The 14,730-nt window shown below is 44.8% G+C and carries 13 protein-coding genes; 6 read left to right on the plus strand and 7 right to left on the minus strand.

Translation table 11 applies throughout. The features are described from left to right. The first annotated feature begins 335 nt into the window (after positions 1 to 335). A complete protein-coding gene (locus tag IQ270_RS03635) occupies positions 336 to 785 on the plus strand; it encodes a hypothetical protein (protein WP_193971899.1) in 450 nt (149 codons plus the stop codon). 129 nt (positions 786 to 914) lie between these two features. On the opposite strand, the gene IQ270_RS03640 is transcribed toward IQ270_RS03635, so the two are convergent. The 3 genes from IQ270_RS03640 to ntcA form a co-directional block, all read right to left on the minus strand. Beyond that, complete coding sequence (locus IQ270_RS03640; protein ID WP_193971900.1) at positions 915 to 1,310, minus strand: pre-16S rRNA-processing nuclease YqgF; 396 nt, start codon at positions 1,308 to 1,310, stop codon at positions 915 to 917. A 673-nt stretch (positions 1,311 to 1,983) separates the two neighbouring features. Further along, a complete protein-coding gene (locus tag IQ270_RS03645; RefSeq protein WP_193971901.1) occupies positions 1,984 to 3,693 on the minus strand; it encodes a DUF3084 domain-containing protein in 1,710 nt (569 codons plus the stop codon). A 77-nt stretch (positions 3,694 to 3,770) separates the two neighbouring features. Continuing rightward, entirely contained in the window at positions 3,771 to 4,436 is a 666-nt protein-coding gene (ntcA, locus tag IQ270_RS03650; protein WP_193971902.1) for a global nitrogen regulator NtcA, read from the minus strand. Between the two features lie 321 nt (positions 4,437 to 4,757). On the opposite strand from ntcA, the gene fabI reads away from it, so the two are divergent. Further along, entirely contained in the window at positions 4,758 to 5,534 is a 777-nt protein-coding gene (fabI, locus tag IQ270_RS03655) for an enoyl-ACP reductase FabI (RefSeq protein ID WP_193971903.1), read from the plus strand. Between the two features lie 223 nt (positions 5,535 to 5,757). Next, the gene (gene hisB / locus IQ270_RS03660) at positions 5,758 to 6,417 is read left to right on the plus strand and encodes an imidazoleglycerol-phosphate dehydratase HisB (protein WP_228056054.1); all 660 of its coding nucleotides are present in this window, start codon (positions 5,758 to 5,760) and stop codon (positions 6,415 to 6,417) included. Positions 6,418 to 6,463: 46 nt separating this feature from the next. On the opposite strand, the gene IQ270_RS03665 is transcribed toward hisB, so the two are convergent. The 3 genes from IQ270_RS03665 to IQ270_RS03675 form a co-directional block, all read right to left on the minus strand. Further along, positions 6,464 to 7,414 (minus strand): PmeII family type II restriction endonuclease, encoded by a 951-nt coding sequence (locus IQ270_RS03665; protein WP_339384263.1) that lies wholly within the window; start codon positions 7,412 to 7,414, stop codon positions 6,464 to 6,466. 74 nt (positions 7,415 to 7,488) lie between these two features. Continuing rightward, positions 7,489 to 8,328, minus strand: coding sequence for a TdeIII family type II restriction endonuclease (locus tag IQ270_RS03670; protein WP_193971904.1), 840 nt, complete (start codon positions 8,326 to 8,328; stop codon positions 7,489 to 7,491). A gap of 143 nt (positions 8,329 to 8,471) precedes the next feature. Continuing rightward, positions 8,472 to 11,681 (minus strand): glycoside hydrolase family 15 protein, encoded by a 3,210-nt coding sequence (locus IQ270_RS03675; protein WP_193971905.1) that lies wholly within the window; start codon positions 11,679 to 11,681, stop codon positions 8,472 to 8,474. Positions 11,682 to 12,219: 538 nt separating this feature from the next. Between IQ270_RS03675 and IQ270_RS03680 the strand changes: the two genes are divergently transcribed. Continuing rightward, complete coding sequence (locus tag IQ270_RS03680) at positions 12,220 to 12,951, plus strand: WecB/TagA/CpsF family glycosyltransferase (RefSeq protein ID WP_193971906.1); 732 nt, start codon at positions 12,220 to 12,222, stop codon at positions 12,949 to 12,951. Here the strand turns inward: IQ270_RS03680 and IQ270_RS31785 are convergent. Continuing rightward, positions 12,948 to 13,079: a hypothetical protein gene (locus IQ270_RS31785; protein WP_255532361.1), complete on the minus strand. Its 132-nt coding sequence runs from the start codon at positions 13,077 to 13,079 to the stop codon at positions 12,948 to 12,950. The genes IQ270_RS03680 and IQ270_RS31785 overlap by 4 nt on opposite strands. Positions 13,080 to 13,172: 93 nt before the next feature. On the opposite strand from IQ270_RS31785, the gene IQ270_RS03685 reads away from it, so the two are divergent. Both IQ270_RS03685 and IQ270_RS03690 read left to right on the plus strand, forming a co-directional pair. Then, positions 13,173 to 13,463 carry a hypothetical protein gene (locus IQ270_RS03685; RefSeq protein ID WP_193971907.1) on the plus strand — a complete coding sequence of 97 codons (291 nt, stop codon included), beginning with the start codon at positions 13,173 to 13,175 and terminating at the stop codon, positions 13,461 to 13,463. 174 nt (positions 13,464 to 13,637) lie between these two features. Beyond that, the gene (locus IQ270_RS03690; RefSeq protein WP_193971908.1) at positions 13,638 to 14,549 is read left to right on the plus strand and encodes a hypothetical protein; all 912 of its coding nucleotides are present in this window, start codon (positions 13,638 to 13,640) and stop codon (positions 14,547 to 14,549) included. Positions 14,550 to 14,730: the final 181 nt, after the last annotated feature.

Genomic DNA, 14,730 nt, shown 5'->3' on the forward strand with positions numbered 1-14,730 from the left:
GAGTCAGTTCGCGATCGCATGGAGGCGAGAAACCCGGTTTCTACGAAAATAAAAGGTTTAGTAAGGAGAAATATATGAAGAAACCGGGTTTCTGAGATTTGCGCGCACAAGTCATAAGATCGTAAAACTGTCATAAATGCCAGCGCTTGTTTCCCTTCGATCGCATTGACATACTTTATGTATTTTCACTGATGTAGGGTTCGCCGTGCAGACCTTACTTAAATCTAGGGTGTACCGTGTTTCCTGCAAAATTTACCTCTGATATTAAATATTATTAATATCAAACCAAGTATCGCTTAAGATGTAATTATATAGTTAAAACCAGGAGTGACAAGATGTTTTATAAAGAGCGAGTTCAAGTAATTAAAAGATTAGGTCTAGTTATAGCTGGCATTAGCGCGATTCCCTTCGGGATAGCTTCGCTTCACGGCTTTTTGACTCCCCCAGCAGAAGCAACAGCACTAAATCAACCCGCATCTTCCAGTTTACCGCATTCTCGATCGTTCCAAATTGCTCAAGTTGAGGGATGTCCCAAGGCCGAAATGGTGGAATCTTTCGCAACAGCCAACTTTTCCGTATACATTTGCAAAACCCAGGAAGGCGCTATTTTTTACCGAGGCCTCAGCAAAAGAAATGGCAGCCAAATTAATGTGATGCAAGTAACTACAAGTGACGACGGAACTTATGAAGCGACTAACGGCAATATTATCTATTCGATTAACCCCGATCGCCTGCAAGTCCGGCAGAATGGTAAGCTAATCTTGACCGAAGCTGTCATCAAGTAACGCGAACTGTTATTCAACGATCGGATAAATTTAGGGTGCATTTGATTCAATTAAAAATTTCAAGACAAGCAAAAACCGATTGATTCCTTAACAATCAAAGAGAATCAGCGGTAACGGTTATACAATTGACTAATTTTTGTTCAAATATCTTTCAATTAGGACGATCGCCACTATATCATCTACAGGCCGCGGCGGAGTCCGCATTCCCTGCGGAATCAAGCGAGAAAGTCCCGTCGGAGGGTACATTTCCCAGTAGCGCTCCTTTGCTTCTAGACTGCTGAATCTCTCATCAACTCGCACAATTTTGAGCGAAGGCGGCAAACTCTGCGTCAGTTTTTGTTTCCAACTCTTAGAAGTAGTTTGATCTCCCATCACCAATAACTCAACGGGAAACTGTTCGCACAAAGATTGAATAGTCGAAATTGTACTTTCGGAGGGTACAACTTGATGGTAACAGATGTTTCTGTCTCTACTCACGACGGCAATGCCGCACTTGTCTTTACCCGGATCGAAACCTAAAATCATATTTATTAGTTCTGTATTAATAAGTTTGTAGTTGCGCTGTTGTAGTCGAGGAAACCCAATCGCCAACCTATATCTAATCTGACACTTGCATTCTTGAATGTCTCAAAATCTTTTTGGGCGATCGCACTTATTTTACTTGACTTTTTTGCAGGATTGACATATTATATCATCATGGGAATCCGTGCGGCCATATAATGGCTTAAATCAAAAGCCGGGTTTTTGTCACAATATTTGCTTCCCCGTTTTGATTTATCGAAAAAACCCGGTTTCTTGGACTCCCCGCGCACAAGTCAGAAACCGGGTTTTTGTCACAATATTTGCTTCCCCGTTTTGATTTATCGAAAAAACCCGGTTTCTTGGACTTCCCGCGCACAAGTCAGAAACCGGGTTTTTGCCACAATATTTGCTTCCCAGTTTTAATTTATCGAAAAAACCCGGTTTCTTGGACTCCCCGCGCACAAATCAGAAACCGGGTTTTTGCCACAATATTTGCTTCCCAGTTTTAATTTATCGAAAAAACCCGGTTTCTTGGACTTCCCGCGCACAAGTCAGAAACCGGGTTTTTGCCACAATATTTGCTTCCCCGTTTTGATTTATCGAAAAAACCCGGTTTCTTGGACTCCCCGCGCACAAGTCAGAAACCGGGTTTTTGCCACAAAGTCGATCGCACTTATTACTTAACTTTCACATCTGAGCCGCCCGGTGGTTGTTGCCCGGTGCGGAAAACCACGGCTCCGTTTGACAAAGCAACTAAATCTATCTTAAGCGGGCCGGCGATGTAGGTGACATCTGCGGCGATCGCCCGAACTTCCAGGGATTTCTCGTACTGCTGCAATCGATCGATAAAACCAGCCAAAGTTTCAATCCGACTGTCGGCAACTTGGACTCTACCGCCGACAATACCGATCGATCGAGCGCGAAATTGAGAAGCTTCGATCAATTGCAGCAACTGCTGCCGCACCTGTTCGTCTGTCAAACTCACCGGATCGATAGCAACCCCTGCAATCACATCTCCAGCCCGGAAAACCACTCGATTGATTTCGGCTTCTGCAAATACCTTAATCAGCTTTTCTTGCCGCAGGTAATTAGCGCCGGCGACTATTCGCACCACGTAGTCTTTACCGTCTTCGATCTGACTGATTAATCGATCGATTTCCGCTTTAGTAATTTGAATCACCTGTTTGCGAAGCTTGGTATTTTCCGGCTGCATTAGTTCGACGGTGGTTTTATTGGCTTCTTGCAACAGTCGATCGAGCGCGCGGCTTGCCGTACCCGGTTCCAGGATGCGAACCACGCCAGCAGCTAAAATTTGACCGCGCCGGACCGCAACTGTTCCCTCGCGGATGGCTTGAAAGTCCCTTTCCAAAACCTGCACTTGCTGCTGCAAGATATTTTGTTGCTTTTCGAGTTGAGCTTGTTGCTGCGCGAGGGTTTCTAAGAGTGCTTCCCTCTCGGCAATTACTTTGTCTCTCTCGACAATTATGCGATCGCGCTCGGCAAGATTTTGCGCCCGCTGGGCAATTTCCTTGTCCCGCTGAGCAATTAGTTCGTTGCGATCGACAATTGCTGCATCTCGCTTGGCAATTGCTGCATCTCGCTTGGCAATTTCTCCCTCTCGCTGGGCAATTTCTGCGTCTCGCTGGGCAATTTGAACTTTCACCTGCTCTCGCTGCTCGATTAACTCTTGGCGTTCCGCTTGCAGTTGAGCGATTTCCGAGCTCAAAGTTGTTTTTTGAGCAGAAACTGTTTTCAATTGGTTCTCAGTGCGATCGAGCTGAGCTCTTGTAGTCGCTCTGGCAGTTTCCACAAGTTTCAACTGTGCTTCGGTGCGGGATTTAGCTGCTTCCACCGTAGCAAGCTGTTCTTCCGTTTCCGATTTAGCTGCTTCTACCTGACTTAACTGCTCTTGGGTTTTAGACTTTGCTGCTTGCACGCTGTTGAGCTGGGCCCGCAGCGAGTTTAATTTTGCTTCTGTCTGAGCTTGCTCGGCATTAGCAGTTTGCAGCGATTGATTAATTTGCTCTAATTTGGCTTTAGCTTGCCCTTGAGCGGCTCTGGCTCCATCTAATTCAGTTTCAACTCGTTTTTTTTCTTGAGTGGTTTCTTTGAGTTCTCTGCGGGCTTGGTTGAGCCTTTTTTGAATCTCGTCTATTTGAAAAACCCCGGTTCGCAGAGGCTTGCTGGTAGCAAACAAAATGGCCAAAGTAATTGCTGACAGGATGCTGCCGGCCATCACTGTCACCACAACAGCAGTGTCGCGGGGGCGAAGTTTGAACAAACTCAACCTTGCCTTGCCGACTTTTGTCCCAAGACGATCGCTGACAGTGGCGATCGTACCCCCCAACACTAAAATTACAAATACTAAGATGTATCCAGCAGTCATTCCGATTTTAGATTTGGGATGGTGGATTTTGGATTGAATCTAAAATCCAAAATCCAAAATCCTATACTTTCTCGGCATCAAGTGAATTGCTGGCTTAAGGCCACTGGGTTGTGGACTGTGATCTTTTTCTTGTGGATCGAAATCATTGTTTCTTGTCTGAGATCCCCGAGCAAACGAGTCACAGTTACCCGCGTCGATCCGATCGCTTCGGCGATCGCCTGGTGGGACAGCTTCAAATCAATCGTAATCCCATCCGCGCCCGGCACGCCAAAATCCCGGCACAGAATTAGCAAAAAGCTGACGAGTCTCGAACCCATATCTCGGTGTGCGAGCGTTTCGATCATCATCTCGGTTTGCAAAATCCGAGAAGAAAGTCCCCGGAGCAAAACCATAGGCAATTCTGCGTCTTCCTTGAGAGCTTTCTCGACTTGTTCGATCGGCAGCGATATCAATTCTACCGGCGTAAAAGCTACCGCGTGGTAAAACCTGTCCGAGCGGTGTCCCGTAATCAGAGACAGCACGCCGAATACACTGTTTTCCCGCAGCAGCGCCACGGTAATTTCTTCCCCTGCTTCATACACCCTAGAGAGCTTCACAGCACCTTTAATGAGAACGTAGACACGCTCAGCCGGGTCTCCAGGGAAAAAAATTGTCTTGCCCCGTTCAAAGTTTTCCACAATGGGCGGAAACGCCCCGCCACTGATTTGGCGGAACACGGCTGCTAGCGGTCTATCATTTGTCACGACTAGATCCTTTGTACTAATCAATAGTTTGTAACTTGCCGATTAAGCTTATTGAGTAAATATACTGACCGACCTCCAATGTCTAGGGATTCTGTTACTGCCATCTAATGTTAAGGTAAACACACGCTGTATGATATTAAATCTAGCCTTTCTCTTAACTTTTTCAATTCCGCCCCGATCTAGCTCCACAGCAAAATTAATCTCAATTGCGTCTCAATTGTGTCTGAATCAGTTAAATCTGAATCAGTTGTGTCTAAACTGGCGGGGTTGTCGGATCTAGCGAATGAGAACGGTGCAAGTTGCTGAAGAGAAAAAATACAGATGATAGATTTGACCGGAAAAAATGCTCTTGTTACGGGCATTGCCAACAATCGCTCGATCGCCTGGGGCATCGCTCAGCAGCTCCACAAAGCAGGGGCCAACCTCGGCATAACTTTTTTGAAGGACGAAAAAGGCAAGCACGAGCGCAAAGTCGCCGAACTTGTAGAACCGCTCAATCCCAGTCTGTATTTGCCCTGCAATGTCCAAGACGAAAGCGAAATCGAGTCTACTTTTAAAACCATCGCCGACAAATGGGGCAAGTTAGATATCCTGGTTCACTGTTTAGCCTTTGCCGGCAAAGACGAACTTTCAGGAGATTTCACCAACACCTCCCGCCAAGGCTTTTCCAATGCCTTGGATATTAGCGCATACTCGCTGGTGAGGCTTTGTGCTGCTGCTAAACCGCTGATGGTAGAGGGCGGGAGTATTATCACCCTGACTTATTTGGGCGGCGTGCGGGTAATTCCTAATTATAATGTGATGGGAATTGCTAAGGCAGCTTTGGAGATGAATGTTCGCTATCTGGCGGCGGAACTGGGCCCGTTAAATATTCGGGTAAATGCGATTTCTTCGGGCCCGATTCGGACTCTGGCTTCGTCAGCAGTTGGCGGCATTCTGGACATGATCCACCACGTTGAGGAAGTGGCACCGCTGCGGCGGACTGTGACTCAGCAGGAAGTGGGAAATGCTGCGGCTTTTCTATGCAGCAATCTCTCTAGCGGGATTACGGGTCAGGTTTTGTATGTGGATGCGGGTTACGAAATCATGGGAATGTAGCAGTTGACAGTTGACAGTTGTAGGGTGCGTCGCTACCAACCATCGCAAACAAAAATCAACCATCGATGAGCGACGCACCTGACAGTTGACACTTGACAGTGAGGTTTTTAGAAAGTTGACAGTTGACAGTCAGGTTTTTAGACTCTCGAAAAAACAGTCCGCTGTTCGGTTTCGACTGTCTGCTGAAAAAGTGCTAATCCCAAATTACTAATTATCAATAACTATGAATGACCAATTGGGAATTATGGAAATAATCGATCGCCCTCCTCTTCCTCCTACAAGTTCGGTTCAACCAGCCAGGGCCGCGTTGGTGAAACGCACAACATTGGAAACGGATGTCAATGTCAGCCTGAATCTCGACGGTTTGGGAACTTGCAAAGCGTCTACGGGGATTCCGTTTTTAGACCATATGTTGCACCAAATTGCTTCTCACGGATTGATCGATTTGGACGTACAGGCGATCGGCGATTTAGCGATTGACGACCACCACACCAACGAAGATGTGGGAATTACCTTGGGCCAAGCGCTAGCAAAAGCTGTCGGAGATCGATCGGGCATTTCTCGCTTCGGACACTTCATCGCCCCGCTGGATGAAGCATTAATTGAAGTAGTCCTAGACTTTTCGGGACGGCCTCACCTAAGTTACAACTTGGAAATTCCCACCCAGCGGATCGGCACCTACGACACCGAATTAGTCAGAGAGTTTTTTTCAGCGGTGGTGAACCACACTCACATGACGCTGCACATTCGACAGTTACAGGGCGGAAATTCCCACCACATTGTAGAAGCCGCATTCAAAGCCTTTGCGCGAGCTCTGCGGATGGCCGTAGAAATCGATCCCCGACGCGCCAGTCGGATTCCGAGTTCTAAAGGAGTTTTGTAGTTTGGGGTTTTGCAGTAGCGCAGAAGCGCTACTGCAAACTTGTAAATCAAAATATATCTGCTATGTAGTTAAAAACACCTTGACTTCCCTCGCCGTACTTGCCGATAAATCGATCGATTAGTCGATCGCTACATTTTTCTATAGCATCAGCAATAGAACTTTGTGCTAAAACTTGACTGGCAGACTGACGCAAAACTTCAAACAGATTCACAGTAAAATCAGTATCTTCACTGACAAAATCCCACAGTTCTCGATCGATCAAAGTGCTCATTTCAGAATTCGGCAGAAGTTGCTTCAGCAGACCAAAAGTTACAGTTTTATTAGTTCTCTTGCCGTAAGCTATACCAATATAAGCGCGATCGCCTGCATTAATTTTTTCCTGAATTTTGTCAGCCCAATATACTATCTGGTCTTTATCCATATCATTCGGACCGCTTTTGACCTGTATCCAACAGCGATCGCCATCAATGGTAGTTTTGATGGCATCCCATCCTGACTTACCGGGCGGACTTTCTGCACTTTCAGAACAAGATATCAATAGTTTTTCAATAAAAAACCCCATAGAAGTAACAATAGACCTAGTGGCTGCCATATAAACATTAATTCTGACAACTTCTGCTGGAGTATCGAGATTTAACGCCCTAATTAAAAAAGGGTTGGGATGAATTTTTTCTAAAGTCAGATTTTCCACCATAGCTAACTGCCGCCTTGTAAAGTCCCGACAGATACTAGCTAGAAAATTTTCAGCTATAGTAAGTTGCAGCGAAAGCTTATCTGAAGATATAAATGCTAAAATGCGTTCAATCTCATCGGAAGTAAATCTGAGCAGTCTTTTGCCAGAGATGCTGCTGATGCCGTTTCTGAGTATTTCTGCTTGTAAGTTTAAAAATTCTTCTAACTCCGCAAAGTGACTGGCGAAAGAGCGAGACTTGCTGGCAGGCATTCCCACTTCTTTTTCTAAAACAAATGCTAATAATTCATGAAGTTGCTCTGACACTTTTATTTCTCCTAAACTCGGCTTTAAATATTACTTAAATTCAAAGAGAAACCTGAGAAGAAACTCGTACTTTACTAAAATCCAAAAGCCAGAGCATCAAGCATATACTTACCCTTCTCCCGTCCGACTTCTTGATATATATCCAAAAGTTCTTCATAAGCAGTCTCTCCCCCTATAATATGCCAAAACTCATGCCCCATAATGACAGCTTGTTCAAAAGGCGTATACATCCTGGCCACTGACCATTTATAATCAGAACGATTTGGCCCGTAAGGATTGTAAGCCATAGCATAATAACATTGAGCATCGGGGCGAGACTGCCCGCACAGTAAATGATATCTCAGCAGCCGTTGAATTACCTCCAAACATTGTCCTTTGTTGGGTTTCGATCCTTTAATTTCAAAGAAAAACTTGCTCCCGTCACGGGATAGCACGTACAAATCTGCTTTGACCGATCGCCTAACTAAATGATTGTTTTTTTGAGCCTCAAGAACAGCTTCGATCATTTCGTCAAAACTAGGTTTATTGGCATTCTTGTCTGCTGACTGCTCAAATAGCGCTATCTGACGCTCAATTTCATGGATAGCCTCTATGCTAACTTCGCCATAAATTTCATAGCTTCTGCTTGCTTCTTGGTGATGTTCCAAAGCAATCAGTTTTGCACATTCTTCATAAGTTGTGCCCAAGCTGCTGATGCAAAATCTTTCAAACTCGTTAATCCGCAGCAACTCTGAGGGCATAATAGCAGCCTGAAACGGTTTCAATTGACCTTGAGAGGATTTGCATGATAAATATGCTGCTGGAATATCAAGTTTCGGTATTAGCCGTCCTCTGTATTCATTGACAAGATTTTCGATGAAAACTTCTAAGTATGCTTTGATGATGGCGCGTGTAATTGAGCTAATAGCTGACATTATTTTACTGCAAATATTCAGTTTACTTGACTTGTTGAAAAGTGTAATACCAAATCAAGCTTAAATATCCCCCCTTATTTCTTAGTCCGCGGAGGCGGACTTTGTTTTTGTAGTTGCGGTTTCAACCGCCGAACTATCTCAATCTATCCAAACTTCGTCAAGAATCGGAAAGCATCCAGTACGTGACTCGCGCAAACGTAGGGCGAAGTATTGTAAAATCCTTGCCACGCCGCCGCCTTATCTTCATCGTATTTATCCGTTCTTTCCGGGTGTTTTCCTTGCCAATTCAAGCGCACCGCGTGACCGATTAAGACATCTAAAACGATGTACTCTTCAACTTTTAATTCAGGATTGCGCTGGCCAATTGCTGCCAACTCCATCAGCGCCTCAATATTGACTTGTCGGTATTCTGGTGCCACAATTTTATTCAGCAAATGCTCGATTTGGAGCGCAAAATTCTTTTCGCCTGGGGTCATCTCCGATAAAATTATATCGCTATCTAACCGATTTCGACGTTCTAATTTATCGCCAATAATCAAGCCCTTGCAGTGCCGCAGCAGTCCCCAAACACTCGGATAAAAATCCTTCGGCACGCGATTGACAGTACCTTCCATCTGCCGCTTCCGCCGCCATCCTCCCGCAGGCATTTGCGGTTCTTCGGAAACTGGCGCTACTACCCATTCAATATCTTTTTCCGGCTGTTTGACGCGCAGGGATTCTTGCTGTTTGAGAATTTGATTCATTTCCTCGTATTCTGTCAATACTTGGCGCAGCCGATTTTTAATTTCAAAGGGACTTAGCTGCATTAAATATTCGTAAGCTTCATTTTGCGTGACTCCCAATTCGCGGGCTAATTCGCTGGTTAACAACAAAATAAAGTAGCTAACTCTCAGTGTCAGAAGACCTTTAAACAACTGCGGTTCGGATTTAATTAGGACGCTGAGATAGATAATAATTTCTTGGGTGAGAACTCTGTCGCGAACATCTTCTCCGCAGAATTCCCGAATTTTGTCCATCACTTCTGTATAAGAACCAGGCCGCGAAATCACCGAATCTTCGCTGTAGGCTTTCCCCACAGCAATCTGTTTTTGCCGCACCAAAATATCTGTCACGCCATCTGACAAGCTGATATCAACTTTGTCGAGCAAACCTGCGGCATAGCGGATAACTGCCCATTGGATTTTTGATTGCGAACTTTCGCCGGATTTTGTATAAACTTCGTTCAGCAAATCCACAACTTGTACTGTTGCTGCCGCACCTCCAAATCCTGTATCGAAATAGAGTCCTTTGAGGCGAACTAACGTGTGCAGCAACTCAATTTGTTCGTACAAGTTTTCTGAATCTCGCAGGCTATCTAGCAAGAATTGAGTATTGGTTTCGCACTCTAATTTGAATTCTTGGGTGTGACCCAACGGCCAAGTCTTTTCTGGATTGTAACTCAGATAGCTGCGGGTTTCTGCTGCACCTGTCACCGGAGATTCCGTGAATTTAAAATCGTGCATGAAATCTATTCTTTCGGTGCCTGCGGTCAGCATTAACTGCTTGAGATTTCCCAATTTGACTGGGGTGTTGTTGCAGTGTCCGTCCCGGAGTTCTTTCATCAATTCTAACAAGGCTTCGGGGCCGGTTTCCAGCATCGTGCGAGTCAGCATCAGCGTTACCGTGGGGCGTCCCAACTGATACCAGTGGCAGTGAATGTGAGCTATTTCGCTCTTAATTTTAGATACTAGAAAATGGTAGTCTAAAGTTAGGTAAAACTCTTGTCTGTCTAAGAATGAAGGGAGAAATACGATCGCCTCTTCGCGAATTTTAAACACCCGGGAAGTTGTCAAACTCCTCAGCCTGCGGACGGGGCGGCCTGTTAAGCCTAGTGGGTCGTTGCGTCCGATTTGCGTGTAAATAGCTGATAATTCTTTACTCTGGCGGACTTGAATTGGTTCTAGCTGTTTGGGGGTTTGTGTTGCAATGTTATTAGTGGCTAATTGTGCTTGCAAATCTTCGTCTTCTGCTAATAGGGCAATTTGCACTAAAGGTTCTCTGTGTTGGCCCACTGACAGGTGCCTTCCCAGCGGGTCAATATCACCAACTGCGATTAATCCTTCGTTAAGCAATTGACCGAGAAAATACAAACTTTGCGCCCAAACTAGGGGAATATTTTCATTGGGAAAGCGCTGCTGGCTGCGGGGGTTTAATTTTTCTGCTTCTATATTTTCGGCAGGAACGTAATACAATTCGGGTAGTAGTGGCAAACCAGATATATCGACTGCCAGAGATGCCAAACGCTGCTGGTACTCTTCGATTTGGGCTTGATTGTTTTCAAATATGCCGTCCAAGAACAAATAAGTGAAAAATAGCGGCCACTCGCATTCTATATGCTCGAACTGCTTTAATTCTGTGGGTTCGTAATGCAGGCGATCGACATCTTCTAAAACTGTTTGATGTCCGTCTCGCAAAAATCGCTTGCAGCCATATTTTCCTTGCAATTTGTCAATTATCTTATTTCTGGTTCGCGCTACTAATTCTTTGTCTTCAACTGCAAAAGCCGGAAAACTAATCGCGCTCAATAAAGCTGCGTCTACTTCTTTTGAACTAGATTCGCGAGGCAAAAGCGATTCCAAAGTTACGCGGCTTCTGGCAATTTCATCCGGCAAAACATGAATTACCGATGCTTGAGAACCGTTAACCCCGAACAAATCCAATCCATTTATTGCTTCGAGGGCTGCTTTTGCCATGCCAACGGAACTAGCATTCAATTCGGCATTACCGCGATTAATTTTATTGCCTCTTTCCCAAATTCCGTAATCGGGAGTGCGGTAAGTTCTGCCAATGTAGTAAACTAAATTTTGCACGAAATTGACTTCATCAATTGTAAAAATTATATGCAATCCTGAAGCCGTCATTTGAGCCAAAATTAACAAGAAAATAGATGTAGCGTCTAGCTGCAAGTGTCCCCACTCGTCATCGCCAACAACAATACTGCCAGTTTGAGTGTTGTATTTAGCGTGCAGGGCGTCTAGCGGCAACTGAGTATTTTTAAAACTTTCGACTTTGGTCGATTGCTGCATCATCGCAAACAGCAAACCCCGCATTAGTTTGACTGTGCTGTGTTCGAGTTCAAATGTTCTACCGCGATCGCCGTCGATTTTCCGGTAAGCTAAACCCAAACCCCAAACTGCCAAAATACTGTACACGTTATCGCGCACCCAAGCATCGGTGTAGTCGCCGTGAGCGTTAACAGCCGTACTCGCCGGCAGCAAACCAGTAATTGGGTTCTGGCGCTTGAGGATGACGTTTTTGATTTGCTGGTAGTAATAATCTAACCTGGTTTGCCGCTCGGTTGTTGCGATCGCCATTTGGTTTTCCTTGGTTTTCCTGATGCAAGCAGAATTGCTGTGAATAGACTTTTAAATATATCAGAGATTACAGGATCTATCAAGTTCTGCAAACAAAACAAGGTGATTGCCATGTCTAGCCGCAACAACAATAATAACCAGGTTTCTTTTGTAAAAGTTGTTTACTCTACAGTGAAAATTAATGGCAAAATTGAGCTAGTACCGATGGCATGGTACGCTGACGGCTCTGTCAAGAAAATTGAACGTTAATGAGCGATCGCGCCGTCAGCATTATAGCGCTAGGCATACCAAAAATCCTGTTTTTTGGCCAGAGAATGATGACTTAAGCTGTCGGACAAATAAACATTGTATGTTCAGGGCGGGCCCGACACCCCACCAGACTTTAATTGTGGTTTGACATATAATTTAGATGCGTAACAGCTTAGCAGACTGTTGGTGGGAGAAACCGGGTTTTTTGGGTCCAAAAGTGGTCTAGCATCGATCGCCAAACTAAGCTAATTTAAACAACTAGGTGTGTAGGAATCTCACAGAAAGAAATATGGATCGATCGCAGCCGCAATTTTCAGTGCTGGGACTACCAGTTCACATATTAGACGATTACGCAGGTTTGCTGATAGAGCGCCTGCATCAAGGGTTGGGAAGTCACGTCGTCACGCTGAATGCTGAAATGGCGATGCAAGCCGAGAAAAATACGGCTTTAGCTGATGTAATTCGCAAAGCAGAACTCGTAATACCCGACGGATCGGGAGTAGTGCTGTACTTGCGAATGCGCGGCAAATCGGCAAAGCGCTATCCGGGAATTGAACTAGCAGAATCGCTGCTGCAAGAAGCCGGAAAATTGCCGGATTCGGAACCAATATTGTTCTTTGGGGGTTCGCCGGGAGTGACAGCGAAGGCGGCAGAAACTTGGCAGCAAAAAGTTAACGGCTTGTCGATTTCTGCTCAACACGGCTATCTGACAGCAGATGAAGAAAAAGACTTCCGTGATAGCCTCAAAAAAATGCAGCCAAAACTAATTTTTGTCGGCTTGGGAGTGCCTCGCCAAGAGTTTTGGATTGCCGAGAACCGACACCTTTGTCCGCAGTCTATTTGGGTGGGAGTTGGCGGCAGTTTCGATATTTGGGCGGGAACAAAAGACCGCGCGCCGGCTTGGTTTTGCGACCATCATTTAGAATGGTTGTACCGGCTTTATCAAGAACCTTGGCGCTGGCGACGGATGTTGGCTTTGCCACAATTTGCATTGAAAGCTTTGGGGAATTTTCGAGGTTAAAAGATCGGGCGGGGGTCTTCAAAATCCCAAGCCAACAGCCAATCTGCGTCGGCATTACCGCAGCCGATCGAATATATTTGGCTGTGTTTGAAATGCTGGAAAAACTCCTGACATTTTAAATAAAACAAATTTACTGAATTAACCGCCCAACGATCGCTAGGCTTGTCCGTGCGCTATCATGGAAGGATTCACAGAAAAGCCTAGCGATTGGGAGTCAACCTATGCAAGCAATCCTTTTAAGCCGTGAAGAAGTTGCGAAACGTGCCTATCGAATCTATGAGGGTGGAATTCGTCAGAAGGTTGAGATAGAGGAAAATATTGGCAAAATGGTCATCATCAATGTTGAGACAGGTGACTGTGAAGTCGATGCAACAGGGCTACAAGCAGCTAAAAACCTCCAAGCAAAGTCTCCGTATGCACGACTCTTTGGCATCCGCATCGGCTATAATGTAGCGGCTTCTTTCGGCGGTGTGATGGAGCGGGTGAGTAGTGATTTCCGGTATCGTGACTGATAGACACGCGATCGTCTAGCTGACATTTCTCTTGGTGAATGGCGCAACTTTTCCGATCGAGTTTGTCATCGATACAGGCTTTACGGATCATCTTTGCCTCCCGCCAGAGGCTGTAAACTGGTGTGGTGTTGTATTAATAGAAATTCAAATCGAACAATTAATCAAGATGAGCGATTGAGTATCAATTCGGGTCTTTCCTCTTCTTTGATAAAAAAATACTCGATTACTATCATTATCTTGATCGTATTAAGCGTACTCAGCATTTTTCTTAAATCGGATAAAGTTAACAGCAATATTTGGAGTTTTTCAGTTGAATTAAAGGTTACATCGCTAACTTTAGTTCTTCTCTTTCTTTTTTGGCTTCCTATTTTACTTCCTTGGACTCTTTCTCAAGTTCCGCAAGTGCAAGGTTCTCTAAATTGGTTGCGCGAACAAGGCATTGAGGAAATTGAGACTAATCTACTGAGAATTAAACTAAAATACGGTGTTCAAGAAGCATCAGAAAAATACGAAGAAAAAATATCAGATATTGGGGCTATAAATCTAACATCTCAGGAAACGCAGCAGCAGCTTGAGGGACGCTATCGAGAGGCCATAGCTTTAGTTGATGCTGCGAGCGATATAGATTCAACGGAAGCATTGAACCGGATAGATCAATTGGCTGGCTATTACGATAGGGTTAGAGATGAAATGCCCTTTGGACGTAACCGTACAAAATTAATGCACGAAATTTCCTCAACAATGTGGACTTTAATTCCTAAAGTTATAAATTTTCCTGTTCATGAAAGATTAAATAGCTACAAGGGGGGAGAGCGTTTGTCTGCTTACCAGCACATTGAGTGGAACACATCAACTGATTATATAAATTTGTTAGTTTCTAGAGCAGTTGGTATTCTGGAGAGACCCTACACTCAATACAGTGCTTTATTGGCACTAAGAAGAGTGGTAACAAACAATCAATTTGCTCCCAGTCAATCAGCAGAAATCATAGATATTTTGAACTGGTCAGCAAATCTTGATTATATCAAGCCAGATCGCCGAGAATTAATGATTGAAATTGCCTCGCTACTAAAGACAAAGGCATAAAGCCTGCTAGTTCCGCCGTATAACAACTCACTTGCACCAGACCGAATCAACTTTATCGGGTTAGGCACGAAAGGTTATTGGCAGCCGCTGAAAAGCAACGTTAGAACGAGCGACGCACCATACCCTCGATCGCGACAATAGCTCACCCGGATTTGGTATTACAAACCGCAAAAACTGCAAA

This window comes from Microcoleus sp. LEGE 07076, from assembly GCF_015207455.1.
Taxonomy (GTDB): domain Bacteria; phylum Cyanobacteriota; class Cyanobacteriia; order Cyanobacteriales; family Microcoleaceae; genus Microcoleus.

What these genes read in the sequence shown, in the direction of transcription:
- IQ270_RS03675 (WP_193971905.1), bottom strand. Translation starts at nt 11,681, where the DNA reads ATGGCGATCGCAACAACCGAGCGGCAAACCAGGTTAGATTATTACTAC.
- IQ270_RS03680 (WP_193971906.1), top strand. Translation starts at nt 12,220, where the DNA reads ATGGATCGATCGCAGCCGCAATTTTCAGTGCTGGGACTACCAGTTCAC.
- IQ270_RS03685 (WP_193971907.1), top strand. Translation starts at nt 13,173, where the DNA reads ATGCAAGCAATCCTTTTAAGCCGTGAAGAAGTTGCGAAACGTGCCTAT.
- IQ270_RS03640 (WP_193971900.1), bottom strand. Translation starts at nt 1,310, where the DNA reads ATGATTTTAGGTTTCGATCCGGGTAAAGACAAGTGCGGCATTGCCGTC.
- IQ270_RS03645 (WP_193971901.1), bottom strand. Translation starts at nt 3,693, where the DNA reads ATGACTGCTGGATACATCTTAGTATTTGTAATTTTAGTGTTGGGGGGT.
- hisB (WP_228056054.1), top strand. Translation starts at nt 5,758, where the DNA reads ATGAATGACCAATTGGGAATTATGGAAATAATCGATCGCCCTCCTCTT.
- IQ270_RS03635 (WP_193971899.1), top strand. Translation starts at nt 336, where the DNA reads ATGTTTTATAAAGAGCGAGTTCAAGTAATTAAAAGATTAGGTCTAGTT.
- IQ270_RS03670 (WP_193971904.1), bottom strand. Translation starts at nt 8,328, where the DNA reads ATGTCAGCTATTAGCTCAATTACACGCGCCATCATCAAAGCATACTTA.
- fabI (WP_193971903.1), top strand. Translation starts at nt 4,758, where the DNA reads ATGATAGATTTGACCGGAAAAAATGCTCTTGTTACGGGCATTGCCAAC.